Origin of the sequence: Paenarthrobacter sp. TE4293 (genome assembly GCF_050435325.1) — a bacterium.
In the GTDB taxonomy this organism is placed as follows: Bacteria; Actinomycetota; Actinomycetes; order Actinomycetales; family Micrococcaceae; genus Arthrobacter; species Arthrobacter nitroguajacolicus_C.
Window position 1 is genome coordinate 177,219 of the sequence record NZ_JBNJRY010000003.1, and the last position, 23,855, is coordinate 201,073.

At 61.1% G+C, this 23,855-nt stretch carries 16 protein-coding genes and 2 tRNA genes; 6 read left to right on the top strand and 12 right to left on the bottom strand.

The features are described from left to right. Window positions 1-206: 206 nt before the first annotated feature. The 3 genes from QF015_RS07170 to QF015_RS07180 all read left to right on the top strand — a co-directional run bounded on the left by QF015_RS07170 (window position 207) and on the right by QF015_RS07180 (window position 2,381). Window positions 207-434, top strand: coding sequence for a helix-turn-helix transcriptional regulator (locus QF015_RS07170; protein ID WP_429387992.1), 228 nt, complete (start codon window positions 207-209; stop codon window positions 432-434). 379 nt (window positions 435-813) lie between these two features. Then, entirely contained in the window at window positions 814-1,326 is a 513-nt protein-coding gene (locus QF015_RS07175) for a hypothetical protein (protein WP_429387993.1), read from the top strand. Window positions 1,327-2,177: 851 nt separating this feature from the next. Then, on the top strand, window positions 2,178-2,381 hold the full coding sequence (locus tag QF015_RS07180) for a hypothetical protein (protein WP_429387996.1): 204 nt from the start codon (window positions 2,178-2,180) through the stop codon (window positions 2,379-2,381). 497 nt (window positions 2,382-2,878) lie between these two features. Here QF015_RS07180 and QF015_RS07185 read toward each other — a convergent pair whose 3' ends face one another. Then, a complete protein-coding gene (locus tag QF015_RS07185) occupies window positions 2,879-3,319 on the bottom strand; it encodes an endonuclease domain-containing protein (protein ID WP_429387999.1) in 441 nt (146 codons plus the stop codon). 932 nt (window positions 3,320-4,251) lie between these two features. On the opposite strand from QF015_RS07185, the gene QF015_RS07190 reads away from it, so the two are divergent. The 3 genes from QF015_RS07190 to QF015_RS07200 all read left to right on the top strand — a co-directional run bounded on the left by QF015_RS07190 (window position 4,252) and on the right by QF015_RS07200 (window position 6,695). Beyond that, window positions 4,252-4,581: a helix-turn-helix domain-containing protein gene (locus QF015_RS07190; protein WP_429388001.1), complete on the top strand. Its 330-nt coding sequence runs from the start codon at window positions 4,252-4,254 to the stop codon at window positions 4,579-4,581. A 167-nt stretch (window positions 4,582-4,748) separates the two neighbouring features. Next, window positions 4,749-5,675: a trypsin-like peptidase domain-containing protein gene (locus QF015_RS07195; RefSeq protein ID WP_429388003.1), complete on the top strand. Its 927-nt coding sequence runs from the start codon at window positions 4,749-4,751 to the stop codon at window positions 5,673-5,675. 198 nt (window positions 5,676-5,873) lie between these two features. After that, window positions 5,874-6,695, top strand: coding sequence for a hypothetical protein (locus QF015_RS07200; RefSeq protein ID WP_429388006.1), 822 nt, complete (start codon window positions 5,874-5,876; stop codon window positions 6,693-6,695). Between the two features lie 128 nt (window positions 6,696-6,823). Here QF015_RS07200 and brxL read toward each other — a convergent pair whose 3' ends face one another. The 11 genes from brxL to QF015_RS07255 form a co-directional block, all read right to left on the bottom strand. Beyond that, window positions 6,824-8,881 (bottom strand): protease Lon-related BREX system protein BrxL, encoded by a 2,058-nt coding sequence (gene brxL / locus QF015_RS07205; protein WP_429388008.1) that lies wholly within the window; start codon window positions 8,879-8,881, stop codon window positions 6,824-6,826. Continuing rightward, entirely contained in the window at window positions 8,878-11,217 is a 2,340-nt protein-coding gene (pglZ, locus tag QF015_RS07210) for a BREX-1 system phosphatase PglZ type B (RefSeq protein ID WP_429388010.1), read from the bottom strand. Before pglZ ends, brxL begins: the two co-directional genes overlap by 4 nt. After that, complete coding sequence (locus QF015_RS07215; RefSeq protein WP_429388011.1) at window positions 11,214-14,414, bottom strand: Eco57I restriction-modification methylase domain-containing protein; 3,201 nt, start codon at window positions 14,412-14,414, stop codon at window positions 11,214-11,216. The genes pglZ and QF015_RS07215 overlap by 4 nt, the downstream gene beginning before the upstream one ends. Continuing rightward, window positions 14,414-17,863, bottom strand: a complete 3,450-nt coding sequence (gene brxC / locus QF015_RS07220) for a BREX system P-loop protein BrxC (RefSeq protein ID WP_429388014.1) — start codon at window positions 17,861-17,863, stop codon at window positions 14,414-14,416. Before brxC ends, QF015_RS07215 begins: the two co-directional genes overlap by 1 nt. Beyond that, entirely contained in the window at window positions 17,860-18,417 is a 558-nt protein-coding gene (locus QF015_RS07225; RefSeq protein WP_429388016.1) for a BREX protein BrxB domain-containing protein, read from the bottom strand. The genes brxC and QF015_RS07225 overlap by 4 nt, the downstream gene beginning before the upstream one ends. Continuing rightward, window positions 18,414-19,172 carry a hypothetical protein gene (locus QF015_RS07230; RefSeq protein ID WP_429388019.1) on the bottom strand — a complete coding sequence of 253 codons (759 nt, stop codon included), beginning with the start codon at window positions 19,170-19,172 and terminating at the stop codon, window positions 18,414-18,416. The genes QF015_RS07225 and QF015_RS07230 overlap by 4 nt, the downstream gene beginning before the upstream one ends. A gap of 378 nt (window positions 19,173-19,550) precedes the next feature. Then, window positions 19,551-19,627 (bottom strand) — tRNA-Met (locus QF015_RS07235). A gap of 61 nt (window positions 19,628-19,688) precedes the next feature. After that, window positions 19,689-19,760: transfer RNA gene (locus tag QF015_RS07240), tRNA-Thr, on the bottom strand. Window positions 19,761-19,890: 130 nt separating this feature from the next. Further along, entirely contained in the window at window positions 19,891-20,421 is a 531-nt protein-coding gene (locus QF015_RS07245) for a LysM peptidoglycan-binding domain-containing protein (protein ID WP_429388021.1), read from the bottom strand. Window positions 20,422-20,620: 199 nt separating this feature from the next. Beyond that, window positions 20,621-22,801, bottom strand: a complete 2,181-nt coding sequence (locus QF015_RS07250; protein ID WP_310206180.1) for a DEAD/DEAH box helicase — start codon at window positions 22,799-22,801, stop codon at window positions 20,621-20,623. Window positions 22,802-23,189: 388 nt separating this feature from the next. Next, on the bottom strand, window positions 23,190-23,846 hold the full coding sequence (locus tag QF015_RS07255) for an MOSC domain-containing protein (RefSeq protein ID WP_429388024.1): 657 nt from the start codon (window positions 23,844-23,846) through the stop codon (window positions 23,190-23,192). Between the last annotated feature and the right edge of the window lie 9 nt (window positions 23,847-23,855).

The window sequence follows — 23,855 nt, forward strand, 5'->3', positions numbered from 1 at the left end:
TACACCCTCCGCTTCGTCGACTTTGACCTGTGGACGAGCGATGTACTGGTCCGTCTAATAGAAGAACTGCACGACGTTCTCGGATGATCCCCGGCGTATCTCGAGGGCGCTCCAAGGTCCAAAGCACCTTGATCGCCAGAGCCGCCTTCGCAGCCACATTCCACCGCGCCGCACTAGCGCATGCCCTTTTTCAATAAGGAGTTTGTTTGTCGAACAACAACCACAGCACCGTCGTTACCGTCGATAGGGCCTGGGAGCTGACCCAGTCGGCCTACATGGACCGGCGCACGACCGCGCAGTTCATGGGCGTGAGCGAGAAGTTCTTGGCCACCCATCTGACCGACGGTCCGAAGCACCTGCGCGTCGGCTCGAAGATCCTCTACCGCCTGTCGGATGTTGAGCGTTGGATGCAGCACCAGGAGGTCTCTCGGTAGCGGTCTTGATGAAGTGAAGTCTGATCCGCCTTCGCTCGGCTTCGGCGGAGCCCGGCATTTGCATACGGGCAGGTAGCGAACCCTCCCACCTAATAATGCAGAGGCACCGGTGGATCTCCGTTAGCAGCGTCGATCGCCGGCGCCAGAAGGCAGCAAGCTCACCCGTGCACCAAAACCGTCAGTAATTTCTTGGACACCACCGGGAGGATATCTGGGCAGACCCAAGACCCAGACTAAGTGCAAAATCCGAGACTGCAAGAACGATGCTCACAGCCGTCGGATGTGCTGGAAGCACTACAAACAATGGCAACGCAAACGGGGACATCTGCGATGCAACGCCCCGGATTGTCTCAACCACCAGGACGATGGCGGCAGGAGGATGAACGGACGGTTCTACTGCCGGCAACACGAAGACCTGCACCTCCGCGTGACCGCAGAGGCCGCTGAGCTCAACGTTCGGCGGCTCGGGCATAACCTGACCGGCGACGACAACGGTTGCTGGCTCTGGTACCTCTCCAGGAACGACGGCGGGTATGGCACTTTCATCCCCGAAGGCGCCAACGTTGCCGAGTGGCTTACCCATCGCGTCGTGTGGGACTTACTGATCGGCGGCCACAAGCCTGGCCTTGAGTTGGACCATCGGACCTGCAAACGGCCCAACTGCGCCAACCCACTGCACCTTGAGCCTGTCACACGGAGCGTCAACCAGCGCAGAAAGCGAAACGGCCCCGAGTGGAACTGGAGCAACCCCGACTCTGTCAACAACCTGGGTGTTATCAACTTCGCACAACTTTACGGCTTACCGCTCGGGTCAACGCCAAGGCCAGCAGCAACTCCACCCGTCATCGCCCGACGTCCACCTCGCAACATCCGTGACACGCAGCATTCATAACCAGATCAACCAAAGGAAACGTATGGCGAAATTCTCGGACCCGGAAACGCTGTCGCAGGCGCTCGAACATGGACGGAATATGGAGCACTACAAGAGGCTGGGTCTCTGCAACGGGTGCGCCGGCCAGGCCGCGTGGGGACACCAGAACGGCTTTTCTACCATTCACCCACCCTGCGACCCGTGCCAGCCCATCGTAGATACGTTCCCAATCGACGAGCCAGGGCCCTGGCGCAGCTACGGCCGCAGGCTCGGACGGGAGATGCCCTCCGCAATGCCCTCTCGGAAGCCGTAGAACGCGATTTAAGCGTGGAGGTCTTCAGCCAGCGGCCGCAAACCCCGCCCTCCTTCTAACCACGTTCATTTCCACGTTTTCCGTCTAGTCCGTTCCTGATGCTCCCGATACTCACAACAGGTCACCCCAGCGATTGGGGTGACCTGTTTTTGTCATACCCGGGAAGCAGGGAGAACGACCACGGCGGGCTGGCCAAGATACTCGTAATTGAGAATTAGTCTCAAACACGTACAGCTAGCTGACCGCTATCACGGGCGGGCAGGTGCCCGGAGGATCGAAGGGTATACCCCCACCCCCTTCGATCGCTAAGTAACGGACCAGACGACTCCGCGATGGGCAAATGGGGCAGCTCGAAACGTCTGGCCAGGGGAGCCCCCATCGCGGACGCCGTTCCCTTTTTGCAAAGGTCACAGGCATGTGTGCCAGCGACCTCATTCGGAGGGCAAGATCAACAATATGGCTGTCACTCCAAAGGCCATCCTCATGCCTCCTGCGCTTTGGTTGCTGCGGGCGTACTCTTTGGGCAAAGGGACACGGCGGTGAAAGGGGTGATCAGGACATGCTGCGCGCCGAGCAGGTACTGAGATTCTCAGGCTGGGCGTTGATCACAGTCGGCCTGCTTCTATTGGTGACCGGCGTGCTGAGCCCCTTCTGGGGCTCAGTGTGGGCCGTCAGCATCGCGGCTCTCTCGATTACCGAGTGGACGCTGCGGGACCGTGAGCAAGCCCGGCAGGAGCGGACGCGCCAACTGAACGTTGATTGATCCGACCAGCGGCGGAAGTCATCGGTTGGACTTCAGTACACTCGGCCAAGGTACGCGGCGCCCCCACGGTCGGATCCCTCGGGCGCCCTGGCGCAGGCGTGCTTTCCAGTGAGACTGGCACCCTGAGCCCTTCTACGAGGCAGCGTGAGCCAATATATTGACAACGGCCCGTTGACCGCCTTGCTCGGAGTGGCCGTCACCGGCAGCACCTCATTTTCAGGGCCGAGCAAACTTTCCTCTGAGGGCAGGCGTTTCCGTACTGGAGTGAGGGCGGAGCCGAAAGGCGGGGCCCGTCGCCCGCTACAAGACATCTGTACGCTTATCGTTCCCGGGTGAGAGACGCACGTGAGCTGGACCGCCGCCTTGGCGCCCAGCGATTCGTCCGACCCAGGAGACGCGTACGTATTCAGTTAGGCATTGCGCGCAGAGACGCAGGTGGATCAACTCCGCCTGCAGTGCTGATCAGTTCAGCAAATCAGTAGCGCCTGACGAACAGGTCAAGATTGCGGGAGAAGGATCAGTGCTGCGTCGTTGAGCACGACGTACTCTGCGGCGCGCATCAGTATGTCGGCGTCTTCTAGCAGAAGTCCAAGGCCTTTGTTGCAGGTCTGGCACAGGAGGCCACGGACACAGTGCCCACAGGAAACTGGTCCGGGGCAACATTTGTGATTGTGATCGACTTCGAGGGACGTCCCGTCTGATGGAAGTCGTTCGCAGAGTTTGCAACGCCCGTCTTGTGCAACTAAGAGGGCCGCGTAGTCATCAACGTCCAGGCCGTAGACCGATTTCCGCCTCTTGAGTGCGTGGCATGCGCGGCACACGTAATTGAGGCCATCCGCGGCTGCGGCCGTCCTGGAAAACTCATCTTCTGGCTTCCATTCCTCACAGCCAACGCAGCTTGTTGCCGTTTTCGTCTCGCTCCAGCACGGATTGCCCACGTTTGGATTTCCCCTCCAGGGGGGTTAGTGGCTGGCCGTTCTTGTACTGCCTCCAATGGTGGCGACAGTATCCCTCGCAACCGGGAGCGTCGTTGTACCGGCAACCAGGGTAGAGGCAGGACGCCACCTCGCCGCGCTTGCGAACCACTTTAAGTGGCCTTAGTTCCTTTCCTCGGTACTGCTGCGCGTAGTGACCGTGACATAGGCTGAGGCCCTTGTTCTCGATAGGGCGGCCGCAAGGGCTGTCGTCAGGTCCCGGGCCAATGCATTGGCCATCAGGGGTGTTGACTTTGCGTATCGGCTTGAGGACCCCGTTGTTCTTGATCTGCCTGTCATGCGGCGAGCACAGAAGCGTATCGCGGGCCTCGGACGGGCGACCACACAATTCCCGGCCATCTCGACCGGGGCCGTCGCAGGTACTCGTCAAAGGAGGCAAGCGCGGCGCAATGGGCCCCATAAATCCACGACGCTTCAGTTGATCGTAGTGCGTCTTGCAAACACCGCCATCCTGCCCAGGCTCGCGGAAGTACACCTGCCGCCCGCACAGACCCCCATCCTGACGGGGACCGCCGCAGGTCGACTTCTCTGTCCGCGTCCGAAGCGGCTTGAGGTTCCCTTGCCTCTGTTGCTGGTGGCTATGCGAACGGCACAGTTCTGACGTCTTAGTGTCAGTGGGCCTACCGCAATACTGAAGGCCGTTGCGTCCTGGGCCGATACACGTCCTCGGGACGGAACTTTCGGGCAAGGGCCTTCCAAGGCCAACTCGTTCCAAATCCTTTATTACATCACCTGTGATTACACCACTTGTGATGTTCGCCGGACCTGCGCCGCTATCCTCGGCTGCCACCATCATCGATTTTCCTTACAGACTTGCGTACCTATGTATCACTAGTGGAGCAGACAAGGCTGACATTATTGGTTGGCATTGATTCATGCCCACTCGTCCTCAGCAGTCAACCCCGGAGCAAACGCTCCGCTGGGGAGAACGGCGGGCAGTCGTGGGCGGGCGCACCAGGGAACTACGACTGGGACAAGGTCTATCGCAGGAGGCACTGGCCTTAGAATCAGGGCTCAGCCGAAACATGATCATTGGCATTGAATGGGGGCGGAAGAGCGTCGCCTATGAACGCTTGTGGGATATAGCTGACGTCCTGGGGTGCCCCATCCACGAATTGCTCGAAGAAGCAGAACGGGCGCCAGGCAGCTCTCCGTATCGGGGAGGGCGCCGGGCCATGCAACGACAGCCCGCGGCTGCGGAATAGACCGCTGGCCGGAGATAGCCTCATACCTCCGCGATATTCGCGGGTGAAGCTCCCCACGAAGAAGCACCCCCGGCGGGCAAATCGTGTTTCCAGGCCTCCCTCATACGGGAAGCCTTTGTGCGTGAACTAGAACGGGCTCTTCTCAGTAACATCCGCCAGGGCGTGGTATGAATACATTCGTGAGGCCAAATCAGCAAGAGTACCCGCAGATTCCTTTTCCAGATGGATGGACGCCCCCCGCGCCTCGCCTCCCAAGAGTTTCGCCCTACTCGCTGAAATCACTCAAGCTGACATCCTACGACGATGAAGGGGCCGAGAAGGGAATGACCGCCACAGGCTTCCTCGCGGAGCTCAATCAGTCGGGTGATCTCGTGCTGGTTACCAACTATCACGTTGTGACCTGGCGAGCCCTCGATGGAAGCTACGTCGAAAACTTTGAAAATCGGATACCAGCGACATTACGTATCGAGTTTCCCAACGAGCTTGAAGAAGCCGCCGAAGGCGGTGCCCATTGGGAGATTCCACTGCATCAGGAGACTGTCGATGGCCGGAAGCGAGCTTGGTTTCAGGATGGTTCGTGGTGGATGGAAGGGGATGGCCAGGAAGCTTTGACCGACGTGGCCATATTTCCCATTCCCCGCGAGCGGAAAGACGATCTGCTTACTTATGCATATCGATGGACTCAAGATCAATTCGGTTCACTCTCCATCACAGACGACCTCTTTGTCGTTGGCTACCCCAAGTCCGTAGGGAAATTCGTTTCCTCAACTCCCATTTGGACCCGAGGTTCTGTCGCGAGTGAGCCCCAGGTGGCCCCCGCTGACCGGTTTTTTATTGACAGTCGCACCCGCGGCGGCCAATCGGGGTCGCCTGTCATCGCTTACCAGGCGACTGCCGTTAGCGCGGCCGTTCCGGACGATGATACGGCTGGAGTGGCAGTCTTACATGGCGTGTACAGCGGACGCACGGACAAGGACTCCGATATCGGATCAGTATGGTCCATGGAAGTTGTGGAGCGCATTGCATTCCAAATACCCCTGCAGATGTACACGGCCGGAACAAGCCCATTTGGGAAGACGACGAGTCACCTGTAGGTTCGCGAACGTAGGCGGCCAGGAGTATCGCTCGGATACAACTGGGCTTGCAGATGTCAGGGTTGTGAAAGCAGTGTGGCCTTGGATCCTACGCCGTAGGTTAGCTGCCCTCGGATGATTGTGGAGAGCCAGCTGTGGTCTGGGCCCCCGTCCAGTCAAGTACCTAACAGGCCCCGCTGAAGCCATAGACTTTGATGCGTGACAAATCTTCCAGCGGATGCTGACTCCGACATCAGTCACAGCCAACGAATAATGCTGTCGTTCACCGAAGCGGCCCAAGTCGAAACGGCCCTGGCTCCACTCATAGAACCAGCCGAAAAATCTCGTCTGTGGTTGGACAATGAGCGGGCACCGCTCTACACCGTGTCCGCGTATGCCTTCAATCAAATGAACGTTGCATCAGGCTGTATTGCTTCCCTTGAACAGATGATGGTTCGAGAAACGGAACGCGAAGTAAGTCTCACAGCTAACCCATTCGGCGCATATACGTTGGTCAGAGGTGCCTTTGACGCTGCGGCAACGGCACTATGGCTGCTGGAACCAGAAAGTGGCACCTTGAGGATCAAGCGCAGAATTCAACTGGCGCGAGACGAGGCGGAGAAAAGGGAATCGTTTCTCGAAACGATGGGTAAGCCATCCGATAAAGACGAGCGAAAGGCTCGACTGAAGGATGCTGCGGAGCACGCGCGTTTGGGTAGTTGGAATCCCGAGCAGCATAAGCTCCCGTCCATGACCAGGATTCTCCAACAACTGGAGCGACTGCACGATGGCAGTGCAAACTTTCCTTGGCTTGCCGCATGGCAACTATCCAGCGGGCACACCCATGGCAAGCAATGGGCACAGATTTCCTCGCATGTAGTGCAGGAACTTGAAGGCACGCGAACAGAGTTGGGTGGAACTCATGCCCAACTGGGCCTCCATTACGGCTTATTCGCACTTGTGCTTTCGGAGGCAGTCCAGATGCTTGAAGAAGCGGCCGTCCGCTATGTTGTGTTAGCTGGCGGTCCACCCCAGACGTAAAGCATTTACGCTGATGTACGGCGTTTCTCGGGACACCGGCTCACTTTCAGTTCCCCGCGGACTCATAGAGAGCCCGTCAGCGAAGCCAGGCAGGAGGTCATCGGCGCTCACGGCGTACCAACTGGGCATCAATCATCAAGTGCCTTCATTAGGGCGTCTTGGGCGTCGTTGTAGAACAGAAACGAGACCTTGGTGGCCACCTCGTCGCTTACGTCAAGCAATTGTCGGCGAGCAGACACAGGAAGCAGGAGCGCCGACGCGCCCTTTTCCATTGCATGCTCGGCGAGGGCGGCCGCGTTGAGCACCGTCTCGATGCCACCGCCCAGGGAGAGATTACCGACCGCGATCAGCCCACCACGCACGGAGCGCTGAAGCATGGAGGAGGTGAGCGCGAGAAGGATCGGCAAGCCCAGGCCAGCCCCCGACTTCGCCGCATCCAATGCCCGCACTTGTGCCGTGAGATTGTGTTCGCGAGGATTGCGATCGCCGATCAAAGTGCGTGCTTGGGCTAGCAGGTTCTGCTCCGCGACTTTGAAACTCTCTCGAAGCGGAGCCGGGGCTGCCTGGTTGAGCAGTCCGGATGCCCCGGCACCTGGAGTGTCCGCCGCTTCGATGCGATAGAGGCCAGGCCCGACGCCTCCACCATCCTCGGCGATGGCCCATACCTGACCCGGAGGGAGTGGATCCAGGCCGATTGAATCCGGGCTCGCGAGCTCCGGGGTTGACACGAACTGCTCAACTCCTTCGCCGATCCGATAGCCGAACTGGGTGTTGCGGAACTCGGCCGTACCGATGCGTCGTTGCTGTTCCTTGACACGACGCCGACATTCGAGCGCGATACGGACTGCCCATTCCAGGTCTTCGTCGGGTATCTGCGCTTCGGCATCCGGATAGACCAGCTTCAGTAGACCATCAACTGTCTTGTTGACCGCAGACAGGTCCCGACCGGAGAGAGCATCAGAATAATTCATCCGTCCTTGGACCGATGCCAGCCGCGATTGGTCGCGGAGGCGCGACCAGCACTCGGAGAGAAAGTCGCTTACTAGACCGAAGTGGTGAGTGAAGTAGGACGGGTTGAGTTTCGGGACGTCCCATCCCGGGAGATATGCATGTATTCGGTCCATGAACGCCGTGTCATCCCGCATCTCCGGCGGAAGGGGGGATAGTAGATGGCCGATCCTTTGCTGGTGAGCAACATCCACGTCGAAGTTACCGACAAGAACAATCGATCCATCGGCTCGGATAGACTCCCGGCCGCGGGAGAACTCACCCGATTCCATGTAGCCCTTCATGATGTTGACGCCGTCCTTTTGGTCAAAGGAGACGCCCGAGACTTCGTCAAAGCAGACGACGTCGTACTGAGCAACCAGCCCGCGTTGGCCAGTCGCATTGTTGACGAACATGCGGGCTACAGTCGCTTTGCCACCGCTGATGAGATGGGCGTATGGCGAGACCTGCTGGAACAGGTGCGACTTACCGGTACCGCGCGGTCCCAGCTCAACCATGTTGTAGTTGCGCTGGACGAACGGGACCATTCGCAGCAGGAGAACGTCTTGCTCGCGCTCCGTGAGTTTCTCCGGTTCGAAACCCACAGACCGCAGTAAGAGGTGCTTCCACTGCTCAGTCGTGAAGCGTGAGCGGCCTTCAGCCAAGCGAGTCAGTGAATCACGGGTCGAGAGTTGTATCGGACGAAGTGCCCCGATAGCGAAAGGCTTGCCGTTGTTCTCATCGGCGATGACAGCATCGTAGTAGAGGTCCACCTCGGCGTAGAACCCACCAGTGAGCATGCGTTCATTGTCACGGACTACGGCGTCGTCGATGCGGACGTCCTTGAGACCGAGACTCGGTAACTCTGCCATGTACGCGTTGGATTTCGCGTCCAGCCGTGCTTTGACTATGTCGATGAGTTTTATCGTCATCCGTTCGCGCGCGCGAGACTTGAAAAGCTCCTCCTCCCCGGCCCTAACAGTGCGGTCCGCGAGCAGCCGGCGCACGATCTGCAGTCCTTCCTCAATCTCATCGGGATCCGTGGTGGCGCAATAGCGACCGATGAGGAACTCACCCACGTAGGTCGGTACCGGGTAGGCACCCTTGAACTGCTGAGCAAGGTCCTTGCGGACCACATAGCCCTCAAAAACCGCAGCCGCCAGTTCATCGATTACGTCGAGGACGATTGCTTCGGTCATTCGGAATCTCCCACCGTGGTCTGCCTCTGCGCCATGACAGTCCCCTCCGGCCCGATCAGCACAACGTACGCTGCAGTGCCATCAGCAGCCTGTTCCTCGTCGACGAGCACCTTGATCTCGCCCGGCTCAGACGGTTCCTTCGGGCCACCAACTGTGCTGCCTGGATCGGCTGGTGCAAGCCGAACCTCGGCCACGACATCTGCCTCCGCCGGCTCGAAATCAACTCGACAGCGCTGCCCGGTCCATCGAATTCCCTCGATCTGTACAGGCCCAGTTGCACCCTCTCGGGCGGAAACTTCGATGACCGGGATGACGCACTCCTGCGGGCTTAGTCCGCCGTGTTCGTAGTAGGATCCAGCCTCGAAGGCTGCGGCCCCGGGTGCGCTGATCATGTCGACTGAAGCATCCCAGGTCCACGGGATAATAGGGAAGTTTGGCCGCGCTGCCCCGACCTTCAGTCGGGCGACACGGGGTTTGCGGGCGGCGTCCCCTTCCGTCACTGCGAGGGGTAGTGTCACCTTCAGCGCAGGACCTGCTGGCAGGATGAATCCGTGGTCGGTTACGACGACGACACGTCGCCACCCAGCTGCGAGAAGGTTCTTGGTTCGCTCTGCAATACGATCTAGTTGCTGATCGACCATGTCGGACAGCGCATGTCCGTGATCGTGGCCAAGTGCATCAATGGTGTTGCTCTGGGTCCAACCGATGCCAACGGGATCTCCAGCCTCTGAAGACTTCCAGTCGAGGTATTGGACACCAGCGTCAGCCAGGGCGGCTCGGAAAACTTGCCCCTTTATCGAACGCCCCTGGGCATCTGCCGCATCGAACGCTTCACCTGCCCCGAATGAGGCTGTCACGGGCGCAACGGCCGGCTGGCCCGTCGGGGTAACGGTTGGGAACGCCGCAAGACGCGAAGAGATGGTGGTGTCAAGGGCAGAGAGCCGCTTCGCAAGCCGCTGTGCGAGGTCGAATCGAAGGGCATCAACGAAGACGACGCAAGTACCTGCTTGGGCGTCGAGACCAACTTCACCTTTGTAGCCGGAAGCCGCCGCAGCTTGAAACGCGCGAGCAACTTGTTCCAGCCAGGGGTCGTAAGTGACCTGGAGCGCCTTGCGTACCGCTCCACGGTCTGCCGCGGTCGGGGAGCTAGCGATGGCACGGAGCGCCAAATCATCGACCTTGTATCCATCAGCCACGTACCAAGACAACAGCGAGGGCACGTCGGTCCCTGACGCCCCCGCCGCAGTCAGCTCTACGAGCTCGGCCAACAAGCCTGCCGCACGCGCTAGCGGGGCTTGCCCGAGTTCGCCCCAGACGCTTTCTTCGCGGCCAAAGTGGACAGCGGCGAGCCCCCGCACCGACTCCTGTATCTGATCGGGACCGCTCCCGTCCGCCAGAGCAGCAAGGGACTTTCGGAGGCCATCCTCCTGTTCAAGGTTCCACGACGGCCAAGAGTCTGGATACGGATCGGTGCTGCCGAAGAGATCACCTTGAGGACGGGCCTGATCGAGCGTGGCGGGGATGTTGGGGTAGCGACGAGGGTTGTCTGCAAACCGAGCCCACGCATCGTTCCAAGCCCCTTCCCGAGTCCCAAGGCGTGCGGCCGCGGTGATCACACCATTCTTGGTTGGGTCAAAGTTGTATGTCGTGCGACACACTTCGATGAAGGCGTTCCACCGAGCTCCTTGAAGTGCGTTGCGAGTGCCGTCGGGATCGTCCAACCACTCCAGCAAAGTGCGGACGGTGTCAGACATGACCAGTGAGTGCAATCGTGTGGCATCGAGGCGCCCCACGCGGCGCAGCTCGTCGATGTCCTCGACGAATAGACGTTCGAGCACGCTTGTGAGCGCCGACCTCGTCTTTGCGTCACCAGCAAGATCCAGGCCGCCGCCGCCCTTTGAACCTAGGAAGGAATGTGGGCTCCACGGAGTCTGCCCGTGCGCGGACGGCCACCAGTTCGAGCGGAGTGCCACTTCAACGAGTGGCGACACCGCAGGGTCGGGACTAGTAGCGTCCGAGAGCGAACTTCGACCAAGACCCGGCAGATAGACCACCCAGGGGTTTTTGTCGCTGTAATCTGCCAAATGAGCTGGGAGCTCCACCGATTCTGGAGCTGCAAGGACTGAGCGTATCCAAATCGCGGGTCCTTTAGCTTTCGCGGGGTCGTAGTCGCCAAGCACGAGGATCGGTACGGCCTCCTGAAGAAGGCCGATAACCGGCTCCCACGCACGATCCGGATCGGGCCAGAACACGGCTGTGGGGGCCACACTCGAATCCGCGTTGTACTTTGCTGCATCGCGCAGGGCGTGCGCAACGACGGCGCGCACCACGGTCACAGTTCCACTCCTGCCGACTGACCGGTCCCACGACGCTCCTCCAGCGTCGGATGAAGATCGTTAATGCGCTCCGATCCGTCAGGGTTCGTACCCCGGTCTTTCTTCCAGCTCACTATGACCTTGGACCGCAGCACGCCTGCCGTAATGAAGGGGCGTATGTTGAGGCGCACACCGTCGTCAGGGTCGGGATTCCAGCCGACCGGTTGTTCGTGGATATGCTTCCAGCGCACGTACACATCGTATGGCGGCGAGCCTTCCAATATCAGCCTGAGACGATCCTGTAAGTTCTCGGCGGCGGCAAGACGGGCGTCGGCGCCGGCCCGCCCGGCGTCGGCCTCGTGCCTCTGCCGCTCGATCCACGCACCCAATGTAGTGAATGTGAGTTTCTCAAGCGTCCGGTGGTCGAGCCGGTGGTAATTAACGATGGCCGAAAAGCCATCCTTGCGGCCGTCCCAGACGTGCCATAGGAAGGGGCGGTTGTCGAAGACTTTGACGTGCTGCGCGAAGAAGCCATCGCGCAGCCAATCCTCGAGCCGACCGTTCTGGCCGCCCGCTTCGGTAACGAGCGTCCGTTCTTGGCTACTCGACCACCGATCGCCGTATGCGGCTGACAGCAGATCGCGCAACCTGGTAGCGAGATCAGGTTCGCCGGGAAGCGACTGAAGCGCGGCAATGCCATCGGTGTCAGCGAAGTCGTCGATGTCGTCTGCTTGCTGCTCGGGCCAACGGTAGCCCAGCAGCCTAGCGACGGCGACCTGCAGAGGTTGTGTGGCAGACACGATTTCACCCTTGAAGATCCACTGGGTCGGATCATTGGAATGGGGAGTCGGAAGCGGTCCTGCCTGCTCCGCGACCTTCTGCCACCGTTCGCGGTCATAGGCAATTTTTACCAATGTTGCATTGGTTACGTTCACCTTGTCGTCGATCTCTCGAACGGCTTCCGAATACTCAGGGGAGCACAAGAAATGCCAGATAGCTTTGAGATCCTTTGGATCATGCGGCACCACCGGTGATGCATTCGTATCAAAAAGCTCGCCTGTGTAGAGAGTCACAGGGAGCGTCCTGCTCATGAGACTTACCAAGACTCCAGTCTTGCCCCACGCGCCCCTGCCAACAATCCGGGATCCGCTGCTCTGAGCCATCTCACCTACCCCCTTGTCCCAGGCGACGACGTAGCTGCGGCCGCCATATGGAACGGAGGCGGGCACCGATGACAGGAAACGGCTCCACTTCTTCTGTTCGGAGTCGACGACCTCCCAGAAAAAACGACGGAAGCGCGGGTCGTCGCCCGTCTTTATTCCTTGAAGCCCGTCCGCATAGCGACGGAGCAGCGTGCCCGGCTCGATGTGCGTTAACGTGATTCGGCTGTCAGGATTTTGAAGTTGCACCGCTTGGCTCACGCTGAGCAGCGTGTCGCTGCGCAATACCTTTGCCTTCGCGTCGGCCCCGGCAGTTTCATTCGCCATCAAGCCAAGGAATGAGTGGCCCGCCGGTGGCTTAGAGGTGCTGATGACACTCAGTGCCACTTTCACCACTTCGCCTGAAATCTGTCGGAACGCGCCGGCGCCGAGGCGAGCAACGACCTCGAACCTAGTTTGGCCTAGGAGATGCTCCCGGAGGTCACCATAAGAAGTGAGAAGGAGCCACGCCTGAGGTGACACCACCGCCAGGCTGCCCCCTGGGTAGAGAAATGCAGCACATCTTTCGATGAACGCTGTCGCGAGGTCTGCCTTTGCCCTCGGGTGGTGTGAGTCGATGTAGCCTTGGAGGCGCGAATCCATTGACCCCCGCGTGAGGTATGGAGGATTGGTCGCCACCAGAGTGTACTGTCGCGCCAACAGGGCTGCAGCGTGGACGACGTCTTCCGCCGCGTGACCAAGAACCGTGCGATCCTGCTTCTCCTGCCGAAGGATTTGGCCAAGCGTGCCACGCACGGACTCCCAACTGGCTCCTACGCTCAGATCACGGCCGAAGAGCGTCTCGCCGACGTCAGTTGGGCGGGGCGCGATCAACGATCCGAGCGTGTCGGCGTGTTGAAAGAGGGTGTGCAGGCGTACGAGAACCTTGCGAAGCTCGTCGTCGTCTTTGGCGTAGGCTTCCCATTCAGCCCTTGTCGCTCGCACCGGAACTCCGGAGCACGCGATCTGGGGTGCCGGCAGGTCTCGGAAACCACCCTGTTTCCACGCTTCGAGCGCTATGTTAAACGCTGCAATCTGGGTACACCGAGGATCGAGCTCAAGCCCGTGAAGATTCTCTCGAAGCACAGCGTCCTGCGCGTCTGCTGGCGAAAGACCTTCTTCCTCAGCCCTCATCCGCCAGAGCATGCCGAACATCGCCACGAGGAAGTGTCCGGAACCGCAACACGGGTCCATGACCGTGATCTCCGCAGCCGTGGGCGGCCACTCGCCAAAGGCACCAGCAGCGAGTGTGCCGTCGTCGAGGCGCCGGAGGTACTCCCACGTGTCGACTAGCGGAGAGTGGGGATGTCGGGCAGCCCACCATGCTCCGAGGGAGTTCTCCAGCAGGAAACGGACCATGTAGTTCTCCGTGAACAACTGGGTCACTGGAGACAGGTCCGGGCCGGTGATCTTGGCGCCTGACGAATTGACTCGCTTTTTTTCGGCCGTCTGCCAGAACTGGTAAACCCACCCGAGAGAGTCCTCAGTGACGAGTGCGTCCGCGGGAACGCTGAGGAGAATCCGCTCCAATTCAAGCCGATGCTCGGTAGCGAATCGAATTTGGACTGCCGGATCATCCAACCTGAAGACACCGGGAAGAATCTCCGACGCAAAGCGAGCGGCGACTGACCAACCGTCAGGCTCGCCTAGGTCTCCCGCGAGCTCTGCACAGTCTCCGAGCGTGACGGACGTGTCGCGAAACTCTGGGTGACGGAGTAGGTTGTTTACTTCCAGAAAGCGTGCAAATAGGAGACGATGCCACTGCTCGTAGGCTACCTCGCGGACTAGGTTAGTTAAACTCGCGCCGGTTCGCGCGGTGTCATCGCCAAGTTGTCTTGCCTTCTCGCGGAGGGCCAGCCTTAGAGCGTTATCGTCGTCGCTCAGGTACGCCGGTCGGCTTGGCTCACCCACCGCGAGTTCGTGCAGTGCATCCTCGGCGGCCCTCTCGGCGGCCAATCGGGCTTGCTGCACCGCCGCATCGAGGTGACGACGTTGACCGGCATTGAGAACGTCGCCCATCAGCCCTTCACCACCACTGTGTTGTGGTCTTCGAGAGCCTTAGTGAGGCGTACGCGAAGGTCCGCGAGGTAGTCATCAATCTCGTCAGCGCTGCTAAGGCTAGCCGTAGGAAGAGTGACGGCACCAGCCGTAGGAGCGCTCAGTCGGACTGCCGCCTCGAGTGCCTTCGCTGCTCGGGCAGGTACCGCGTCAAGGACCGCGTCCCACGAGGGGAGCGGTCGCTGCCGAACTGCTTTCAGCACAGCCTGAGCGTCGTTGAGCTGTGGCGCCGCCTCGGGGGCAAGACTGTGCTCTGCTAGTAGTTGCTCCTGTTTGCCCGCCTCGAGTGCCGACCAAAGCGGCTGACAGACTAAACCGCCAACCGCCAGCTGTCGGGCCTGTTCCAAGTCCGCGGCTGCGTGGTGGACAGCGTCACGCACAGCGCCGGCGAGCTCGGTAACGAGCGGGTTGATCTGGTCGGTGTCTGCGAGTAGCTCCCGCGTGGTCTCGAAGGCCCCAAGTCGTGCGCGCGCCTCGGTTGCGCTCTCCAAGTCTCCCGCGGCGTCCGAGAGAGCTCGCGCAGTAGCCAGAGCTTCGAGCCGGGGCGCGCGACGCCGTTCCAGGGTGTCCAAACGCCCAGCGAATTCCACCAGTTCGTCCTTCGCTGCGAGCAACGCGTGTACACGGTCGTTCCCGGTAGTCCTCCGAACTGCCTCAAAGCCAGCAGGAAGAGCGATGTCAGGCAAGGGGGAAGGTCCCGAGAGGATGCTGGCGCGCCGTGCAAGGTCCATGACTGCTTGCTCGGCCGCCGAAACCAGCGTCTCGTTGCTAGCCTGCACCCCGAGCTTGCCTAGGAGACTCCGCGCTGCAATCTTCTCCGCCGCTTTGAGGACCGTCGACTCCCGCCTAAGGTGTACCGTGCCGAGTCGTGTTTGGGACAGGACTTGGCTGCTGGTCGCGTCAGAGCCATTGATCGTGGCCCTTATGAGGCCGTTGTCGAGCAGTACCCCGAGCGCTGCCATGAAGGCGTCACGCGGCCAGCCATAGGGTTCGGACAAGAGCTCCTTCTCTACAGCAGTGGCGGGTGTGCCAGCGCCCCCGATCCTGCCGAGGACCTCCTTCACGACTGCATGCTGCTCCGGGTCGGCGTCGTGACCGACTGCCTTGAGTGCGTCTGCGCCTGAACCCTTCTTGATTCGGTCGAGGACGTGCGGCCAGCGGGCGTCGTCGGCGACGTCGAACTTGCTAAACAGCCGGGTTGCCGCAGACATTGCGCCATTCTCAAAACGGTCGCGCAGGGCGATGCCCGCAGGGGCGGACCCACCTCCAAGCAAGACACCAGCCTTGCTGAGGATGTCTCGGACGTGTTCTCGGGACTGCGCTCGGGCGTGAGAGTGACGGGACTCCATCGCACGCCGAGCCTGTTTGCCCTCGTCGTCCTGCGGGAAGCCCTGCTGGTCGAGCGTTCGCTGAGCAGCCAACTGGCTACGCAAGGCAGAGGCAAATGCTGTGGCCTGAACCCTGGGCAAATGAACCAGTAAGATCGGAGAGCCAGAGCCGAGGCCTCGGGCGAGGTCCTCAAACTGCTTCGGGGTGGTACCGTCGTCCCACTCGGATCGCAGCCATACTGGAATAGTGGTACTGACAGATGGCTCGGAGGAGTCAGCGTGTAGGCTGATCTTTCGGGCCACTTTGGCCCTGCCTTGGGGAATCGAGACGGGCAGTGCCTTCTCCACCTCCGAGCGCAACATGGAGTCACGCTCCGTGCTGATCTCGCTGTCGGTCAATTGGGCTGAGTGTCGGCGGAACGCCTCATCCCAGGTTCTGCCGGCTGCGGTCTGGAGTCGGTATTCGTTGCCGTCGCGCTGGAGGACTCCCTCCTCGGACAGCGCATCAAGTGCAGCGGGGACCTCCTGACGGAGCCGTGCCCCATCCTTTGCCAGGTCCTCAACAAGGAGATCGACGAGGTGGTCTGCCGTGGCACGGACACCGATGTCAGCGTGCCCGGAGGTCGGAAGCAGACTGACGAGGTGAATCAATCCGAGGATGCGTCCGCGAAGGTGCTCTTTCTGTCCCTGCTCTTGAATTAAGCGCTGGGTCTCCTTAAGGAGCAGTCCAGCCCCGTTGAGGTCTTCATGCTTCGCTGAATACAGGTAATCCGCCCCGACCACCGTCCCGACCGTCTGGGGTGCAGCCAGGCGATTTGCGTCATGCACAATGCGAAGCTGGGACCTGAGCTGACCAGCCCTGCCGGCGTCAGCTTGACGAAGAACGCTTTCCCAGAAACGTCGGCGGCTGGGAAGGAGCGGGTAGTCCTCCAAAAGATCCTGATTGTCCTCTGCGGTGTGTTGAATCTTGCTGCCGACGAGCTGTCGAGAAATTGGGCCTGCGGCGTCGGTCAGAGCCTTCTCGAGCTCGTGTCGCTTGGCTGGCTCTTTATTGAGTAGCACACGCCGAACGACGGCATCAACGTCCTGGTTCTTAAGAACAACCTTGACCGTGAAACGATCCTGGATCTTCTGCAGCGTCGCGTCGGCGGTGAGCTCTTGCTGACCGGTGGCGACGAAGAGTACGCGTCCATCGATCTCGCGAGATACCGACTCGACGAGGTTCTGCACCTCCATCGCACGACCGCCATCGCCGTTGACGTACTGCTGCACCTCATCAAGCACAATCAGCGTTGGCGGGATGACGCCACTGCCGACATACTCGAGGACCTTCCGAAGCAGTGTGATCGTCTCGTCAGTGGACAGTGAGCGTGCATCGGGCAGAAATTGACTGCGGAGGGCCTTACGCACCTCTGCTCCGGTTGCAGCGAATTCGGGATCAACAGCGAGGATGGCATCGGCAAGTCGGGTACTCAGGTTGTACTCGCTAAGTTCCTCGATGAAGTCGCCGCCACCGGTTTCGACGTGTGAGCGAACCGACTCAAGGGCGCCTTTTCCAGCAAGCCACAGAGCTACCTGTGCTGGTGCGACCCGGGTCGGCAGGCCCGCGGCACCGAGCACGATTGATAAAAAGACCGCGTTCAGTGTGTCGCCGCTGCGGTCGAGCGCACCAGCTGCTGACCAAGGTTTGGCCCCGTCACGCTTGCCGATGGTGGAAAGTTCGATGAGCTGACTCCGGATGCTCTCCGGCAGATTAGCCAATCCTTGGGCTGAGGCGCCGTTTGGGAAGGGGGTGTCGGCCCACAGGTGCTGGAGCACCCGGACGAGGTGCGACTTGCCGCTGCCGTAGAAGCCGGAAACCCACACAGCCGGCTGGGTGGAGCTGCCCCGGTGGCGGATGTAGGAGTCAAGGATGCGCTGCAGGCCGTGTTCGTACTCGCCTTGACAAACGAAGCTTGTGAGCTCGTACTCGAGGACCTTCCACTGATTCGAGTCGTCGGGCCTGTCCACATTGGTGACTCCGTCGTTCGGGATCTCGAAATCGAGCGGGCGGCGGGTGAAGAGCTCGTTGTTGATGGTCATGTGATGGCCTTCTGGGGGTCGATGACTCGGGCGCGATAGTTGAATCCGTCGCGAGCATCCAGCAAGCGAAAGGAATGTGTCTCTGGGTCGTGGAGACCCGGAAAGAGTACGAGGAGTCGCCCGCTGACGGCATCGTCGATCGCTTTGATGACGCTGGATGCGCGGAGGAACGGGAAAATCGAGCCGATCCCCACAAGAATGGCCACGTCGTCTGTTGAGGCTGCCTTGAGCCGCTCGCGAACATCGGAGACGAGACTGGACTCGAACTGGTCGATGATGGCAGGTGTGAGATCGTTCGGATCCTCGAAGAACGCACCGGAGTAGCGGTGTCCGGCGAGCCAGCGACCGAAGCTGTCAGTGACATCGATTTGGTGCCAGCCGTGGCCGGATTCGCCAGTTGCCAGTTCGAATCGAGGAAGGGCCGAACGCATGGAACGCTCCATGTCAGGCGGGTAGACGAGCATCCAGACACGTTCGCCTCCGGAAAGTCCAGCCCGCCACGGGACGGCCAATTCGGAAACATACGCATCAAGCAGATCAGAGACGCGACTCATCCGCGAGCCCCATCCAAGAGGGGAAAGCTGACGTCGACCACGTTGCCAGCGACAAGGAGGTCGATCAGGCCCTGTTTGTGAGCTGTCCGCAGAGCGTCCAACCCGGTTCCAAGTGGAAGGTCAAGTAACGCCGCCCAAGGCGTGTCGAGAACGCTCGCGCCACGGTTACCTGAAAGGTGACCCAGGAACGCCGCGAACGAGACGGCTGCCGGGAACGGCTCCACCGTCTGTCGTACTTTGTTCGTCCTACCGGACAAATGACCGGTCTGCGTCCAGCATGCGCCGGTGTTTCGCCCTGTCTTGCTCAGGGTCTCCGCGGAGAGATCCGCCCCGTAGACGACACTGACTGCGGCCGCTAAATCGCCGGAGGTGACAATCGAGCCGACAGGAGCTTGTTGGATCGCTGGAAATGAAGCGCGCAGGATGCCATCGCGCGTGAATGCGAGGATTCCTGCCAGTAGTGGCCTAGCTTCTGGGTCGACGTCCCACAAGCGACGCATCGCGGCGAACTCGGGCCGCGCCGGGTCCAGAAAATAGACCTCCCGCAGATGGCGGAACGAACGCTGGCGGCCGGTATGCGTGGGGCGTCCCAGCACGTTCTCGTCGACGACTGCCTCCCGGTAGCGCTGATGGGGAGCGTCCGCTGGAACGACGCGCAGGAGTTCGACCAGGTGCGGGACGCCGATCGTATGGCTCGCGGTCGTACGCAGTGACCCCTGGGCAAAGTTGCCCTCGTGAGCATCTGAAAGGGTCATGCGAAAGTGAACTCCGTGTCCTATGGGTTGCTGCGGGAGACCTCACACCACCGAACGCGATCGTGTGTGGTTACATCCCTAAGGTTAGTGGAGTCCGCCGTCGATTTCTGAACGGCACTATGGAGCCGTGATGAACCTGTTACGGCGACCGGACCAGGCGGCAGAAATGACAGCGCCGTGCGGCCCCAATGCGGTCCGCCGTCTGGAGGGATCGCTGCCAACGGAGGTCCCTCAATCCGCCTCTCGAAACATCCATTTTGTAGCCACCCCGAGGAGAATATGGGGCCGACTCGGGGAACATGAGAGATACATCTCGCTTGGACGTCGGTCAAAGGCATGGAAAAACCCCCGAGATCGCGCGGATTTCGGGGGTTTATCTGGTAGCGGTGGGGAGGCTCGATCTCCCGACCTCACGATTATGAGTCGTGCGCTCTAACCAACTGAGCTACACCGCCACGAATGAGAAAAACCTGTGCCAAGCCGGTCAAAACCGCCTTGACACAGGCCCTCATTCAGAGCCCCCCACCGGAATCGATCCGGTGACCTCGTTCTTACCAAGAACGCGCTCTACCACTGAGCTAGGGGGGCAACGAGTAAATACTCTACCGGACGTTTTCAGAAGCTACAAATCGGCGAAACAACGCGGAAAAACGGCGCCGACACAATTTGCGAAGGCGTGGTTTTGCTGATCTATTTTCGGCTCCGGTGGGGATCACTGTCAGGGCAGACGAAGCACCTGCCCGGGGTAGATCCGGTCCGGATTGGGAACTGTATCGGCGTTGGTGGCGATCAAGGCGCCAAGGTCCACCCCGAACTGGGCAGCGATCCCGCTCATGGTGTCTCCTTGCTCCACCACCACCTCCGTAACCCGCGGGGCCACCGGTCCAGGCTGCCCCGCCCCTGCGGCGGCTTCAGAGGCTGCCTCCTGCGCCTGGGGCCGGACTTCCGGAGCCTCCGGCTCCAACCCCTCCTGATGGGCTTCCTGGGCCGCTGCGGCGTCTGCTGCTGCCTGTTGTTGGGCGGCCTGGGCTGCGGCTGCCTCGGCGGCGGACTGATCGGCCGCTGAAACCTCGACAGCGGCAGCATCCTCTGCGGCCTGGCTTACGGCGGTCCGGTCTGCTGGATCCGCCGGTGCCGCTTCGGGGGCCGCTTCGTGTGCCACGGGTCTAGCTTCGTCCCTGCGATCCCTGTCGTCATGGCCCTTATCGCCAAGGCCAAGGTTCTTCTTCAAGTTATCCAGCAATCCCATGGAGCACCCTCCCGCGTTCTGCTTGTGGCCGGTCGGCCGGCACCTCGATCGTACGGCCGGGTACCGCCCCAGGGAAGCAGCTCGCTTCAGTTCTCCCCACTGCACAACACCCTGGATGCCCGACAAGCACCGGCACGGAGCTTAAATGCGTCAGGGGGCCGGCTCGAAAGCCGACCCCCTGACGGGAACTACTTAGGGTTTACCACTTGCCCTTGCGGTTGAAGTCGCGGTGTCCGCCTTCGCCGCCACTGCGGGGCTTGCGGGCGCCGTCACCGTGACCACCGAAGCGGGAGCCGCTGGCCTGGCCGCGGTCGCGGTCACCGAAGCTGCCCGCGGTGCGCTCGGAGCGGTCACTGTAGGAACGGCCACCACGGTCAGCGGAGGTGCGCTCGCCGCCTTCGGACTTGCGGAAGTCCTTCTTGAAACCGCCGCTGCCCTTGAAGTTGCCGCCGCCACGGTTTTCGCGGTCGCCATAGCCACCACGTCCGCCGGCGCCGCCGCCCTGGTAACCGCCACGCTCGCTGTTGGGCCTGCGGCCGTTATCGAGTTCGAGGTGGATCAATTCGCCACCGATGCGGGTGCGGGACAGTGCGCGCAGCTGCTCAGGGCTAAGGTCGGCCGGCAACTCAACCAGGGAATGGTCCGAACGGATGTCGATGCCACCGATCTGCGCGGAAGAGATGCCACCTTCGTTGGCAATGGCGCCCACGATGGAACCCGGCATGACGCGCTGACGGCGTCCGACGGCGATCCGGTAGGTAGCGTTGCCCTCGGTGAGTGCACGGGTCGGGCCACGGGAACCGAAGCCGTCCTTGGAGCGCTCACGCTTCTGGTACTCGGGAGCTGCAGGCAGTTCCTTGACCAGCAACGGCTGTCCACCCTGGGCCATGACGGCCAGCGCGGCAGCGATCTCGGCTGCGGGAACGTTGTGCTCTTCCTCGTAGGAGGAGATGAGGTCGCGGAACGCTGCGACATCCTCGGACGCGAGGGTCTCGGTGATGCGCTCGGCGAACTTGCCCAGACGCAGCGTGTTCACGGTCTCAGCGGTGGGCAGGTGCATCTGCTCCACCGGCTGGCGGGTGGCCTTCTCGATGGAACGCAGCAGGTACTTCTCACGCGGCGTCATGAAGAGGATGGCGTCACCGCTGCGGCCCGCGCGGCCTGTACGGCCGATGCGGTGCACGTAGGACTCGGTGTCATGCGGGATGTCGTAGTTGATGACATGGCTGATGCGCTCCACGTCCAAGCCACGGGCAGCGACGTCGGTGGCCACGAGGATGTCGATGCGGCCTTCCTTCAGCGCGTCAACAGTGCGCTCACGCTGCTGCTGCGGGATGTCGCCGTTGATGGCGGCAGCCTGGAAACCGCGGGACTTCAGCTTGTCGGCGAGGTCCTCCGTAGCCATCTTGGTGCGCACGAAGGCGATAACGCCGTCGAACTCTTCAACTTCGAGGATGCGGGTCAGCGCGTCCAGCTTGTGCGGGCCCATGACCTGGAGGTACCGCTGCTTGGTGTTGGCACCGGTGGTGGTCTTGGACTTCACCGAGATCTCAGCAGGGTTGTTCAGGTACTGCTTGGACATGCGGCGGATCTGGCCCGGCATGGTGGCCGAGAACAGCGCAACCTGACGGGTTTCCGGAGTCTGCTGGAAGATCTGCTCGACGTCATCGGCAAAGCCCATGCGCAGCATTTCGTCAGCTTCGTCCAGCACCAGGTACTGGAGTTCCGAGAGGTCCAGTGAACCCTTGGCGATGTGGTCGATCACGCGGCCGGGAGTACCGACAACAACCTGGGCACCGCGGCGCAGGCCGGCCAGCTGCGGGCCGTAAGCCGAGCCACCATAGACCGGAAGGACCGTGAAGTCGTCAATGTGCTTGGCGTAGGAGGTGAACGCCTCGGCAACCTGGAGTGCCAGTTCACGCGTCGGGGCCAGGACCAGTGCCTGGGTCTTGCGTGAGGGTCCGTTGAGGTCGTGGAGTTCAGCCAGGCGGGACAGGGCCGGAACCGCGAAAGCTGCGGTCTTGCCGGTACCGGTCTGGGCGAGGCCGACGACATCGCGGCCTTCCAGGAGCAGCGGGATGGTGGCTGCCTGGATGGGGGACGGCTTTTCGTAGCCGACATCCTGCAGGGCGGCCAGAACGCGGCCGTCGATGCCAAGATCGACGAAGCGGACGCCTTCTTCTTCCTCTTCTTCTGCCTTGGGGGCGGGAGCTTCGGTGAAGGCGGGGGCTGCAGACACGGCTGCAGCATTCTCGACGGGGGCAGCGGCGGCAGCCGGTGCTTCAGCTTCGGCGGACGCGGTGGTGGTCTCTGCTGCGTCGACGGACTCAGCGGACTCTGCGGTCTGGGCGTCGAAGGTTTCGTTGAGATTTTCGGTCATAGGGGGAAATTCCTCATCCATAGGGCAGTCGGCGCGGCCCGGTTGGGCTTGGCCGCAGTACTCGTCGCGAAGGCAGGCAAAGTGCCCTGCTTTCGCAAGAAGTCCGGCGCTATCGCAATCCCATGGCAGGACTTCCCGCTGCATCTCTTGGCTGCTATCCCAGCAGTCTGTACAGCGTTTTCTTTAGCCGGCTCTCCCTATGAAAATGCCCGCACACAATTGCGGGCCCCAACACTTACCAGTCCTGCCTCAAGAATTGGGCAGGATAAAGGGATTTCCGGAGTGGGGGATATTTCAAGTGTAGGGCACGGAGCGGTGTCACCGCGACTTAAGTCCCGATGATGGCCGGTGAGCTTGTTCACACCTTGCTGTCAGCGCCGCTTCTTAGCTACTGCAGGCCGTGACGGCGCAGGACTTTCTCGAACGTGGAGTGGTAGTCGTCCTGCAGCCGGATCTCCCCGTCGGCCTGCGCATCGAGCAACTCCTGGACAAGGTCCGGCGTCGGCTCGCTGAACCACTGGCCCACCGTGATGCCATGCTTCGGGACGAACGTCCGGTGAATATGGTCGCCTGCGGACAACGTCCCGGTTTTGATCACCCGGAGGTACGTGCCCACACGTCCGGCCTGCGTGAACCGCTTCACCCACTGCGGCTCGTCCAGGACACGCTGGAACGTAGCGCAAGGAACCCGCGGGGACGTCACTTCGACCTCCACCTCCAGGCCTATCCGCCACCGTTCGCCGATGACGGCACCGGTAGTTTCGATGCCGGCCACCCGCAGGTTCTCGCCGAAGAGACCGGCCGGTACCTCCCGTTGAAGCTCGCCTGCCCAGTAATCGGCATCCGCCTGTGAATAGGCGTACAGCGCCTGGTCTTCTCCACCATGGTCGATGCGGTTCGCCTGCACATCCCCGTGGACGCCCAGTTTATGAACCTTGACAGGTCCTTCGACGGGGCGCTTGTCCAGGGCTGTGACTCCCACACTGCCGGAGTCAGGCAACAGCTGGTGGACACGGCAGACGGCCAGGAGGGAAGCAGTGTTCATGGGATCAGT

Bases quoted from the DNA above. Each gene is read 5' to 3' on its own strand.
- QF015_RS07255 (WP_429388024.1), bottom strand. From the start codon at position 23,846: ATGAACACTGCTTCCCTCCTGGCCGTCTGCCGTGTCCACCAGCTGTTG.
- QF015_RS07250 (WP_310206180.1), bottom strand. From the start codon at position 22,801: ATGACCGAAAATCTCAACGAAACCTTCGACGCCCAGACCGCAGAGTCC.
- brxL (WP_429388008.1), bottom strand. From the start codon at position 8,881: ATGACCGAAGCAATCGTCCTCGACGTAATCGATGAACTGGCGGCTGCG.
- QF015_RS07215 (WP_429388011.1), bottom strand. From the start codon at position 14,414: ATGGGCGACGTTCTCAATGCCGGTCAACGTCGTCACCTCGATGCGGCG.
- QF015_RS07180 (WP_429387996.1), top strand. From the start codon at position 2,178: ATGCTGCGCGCCGAGCAGGTACTGAGATTCTCAGGCTGGGCGTTGATC.
- QF015_RS07175 (WP_429387993.1), top strand. From the start codon at position 814: ATGAACGGACGGTTCTACTGCCGGCAACACGAAGACCTGCACCTCCGC.
- QF015_RS07195 (WP_429388003.1), top strand. From the start codon at position 4,749: ATGAATACATTCGTGAGGCCAAATCAGCAAGAGTACCCGCAGATTCCT.
- QF015_RS07190 (WP_429388001.1), top strand. From the start codon at position 4,252: ATGCCCACTCGTCCTCAGCAGTCAACCCCGGAGCAAACGCTCCGCTGG.
- QF015_RS07245 (WP_429388021.1), bottom strand. From the start codon at position 20,421: ATGGGATTGCTGGATAACTTGAAGAAGAACCTTGGCCTTGGCGATAAG.
- QF015_RS07230 (WP_429388019.1), bottom strand. From the start codon at position 19,172: ATGACCCTTTCAGATGCTCACGAGGGCAACTTTGCCCAGGGGTCACTG.
- brxC (WP_429388014.1), bottom strand. From the start codon at position 17,863: ATGACCATCAACAACGAGCTCTTCACCCGCCGCCCGCTCGATTTCGAG.
- QF015_RS07225 (WP_429388016.1), bottom strand. From the start codon at position 18,417: ATGAGTCGCGTCTCTGATCTGCTTGATGCGTATGTTTCCGAATTGGCC.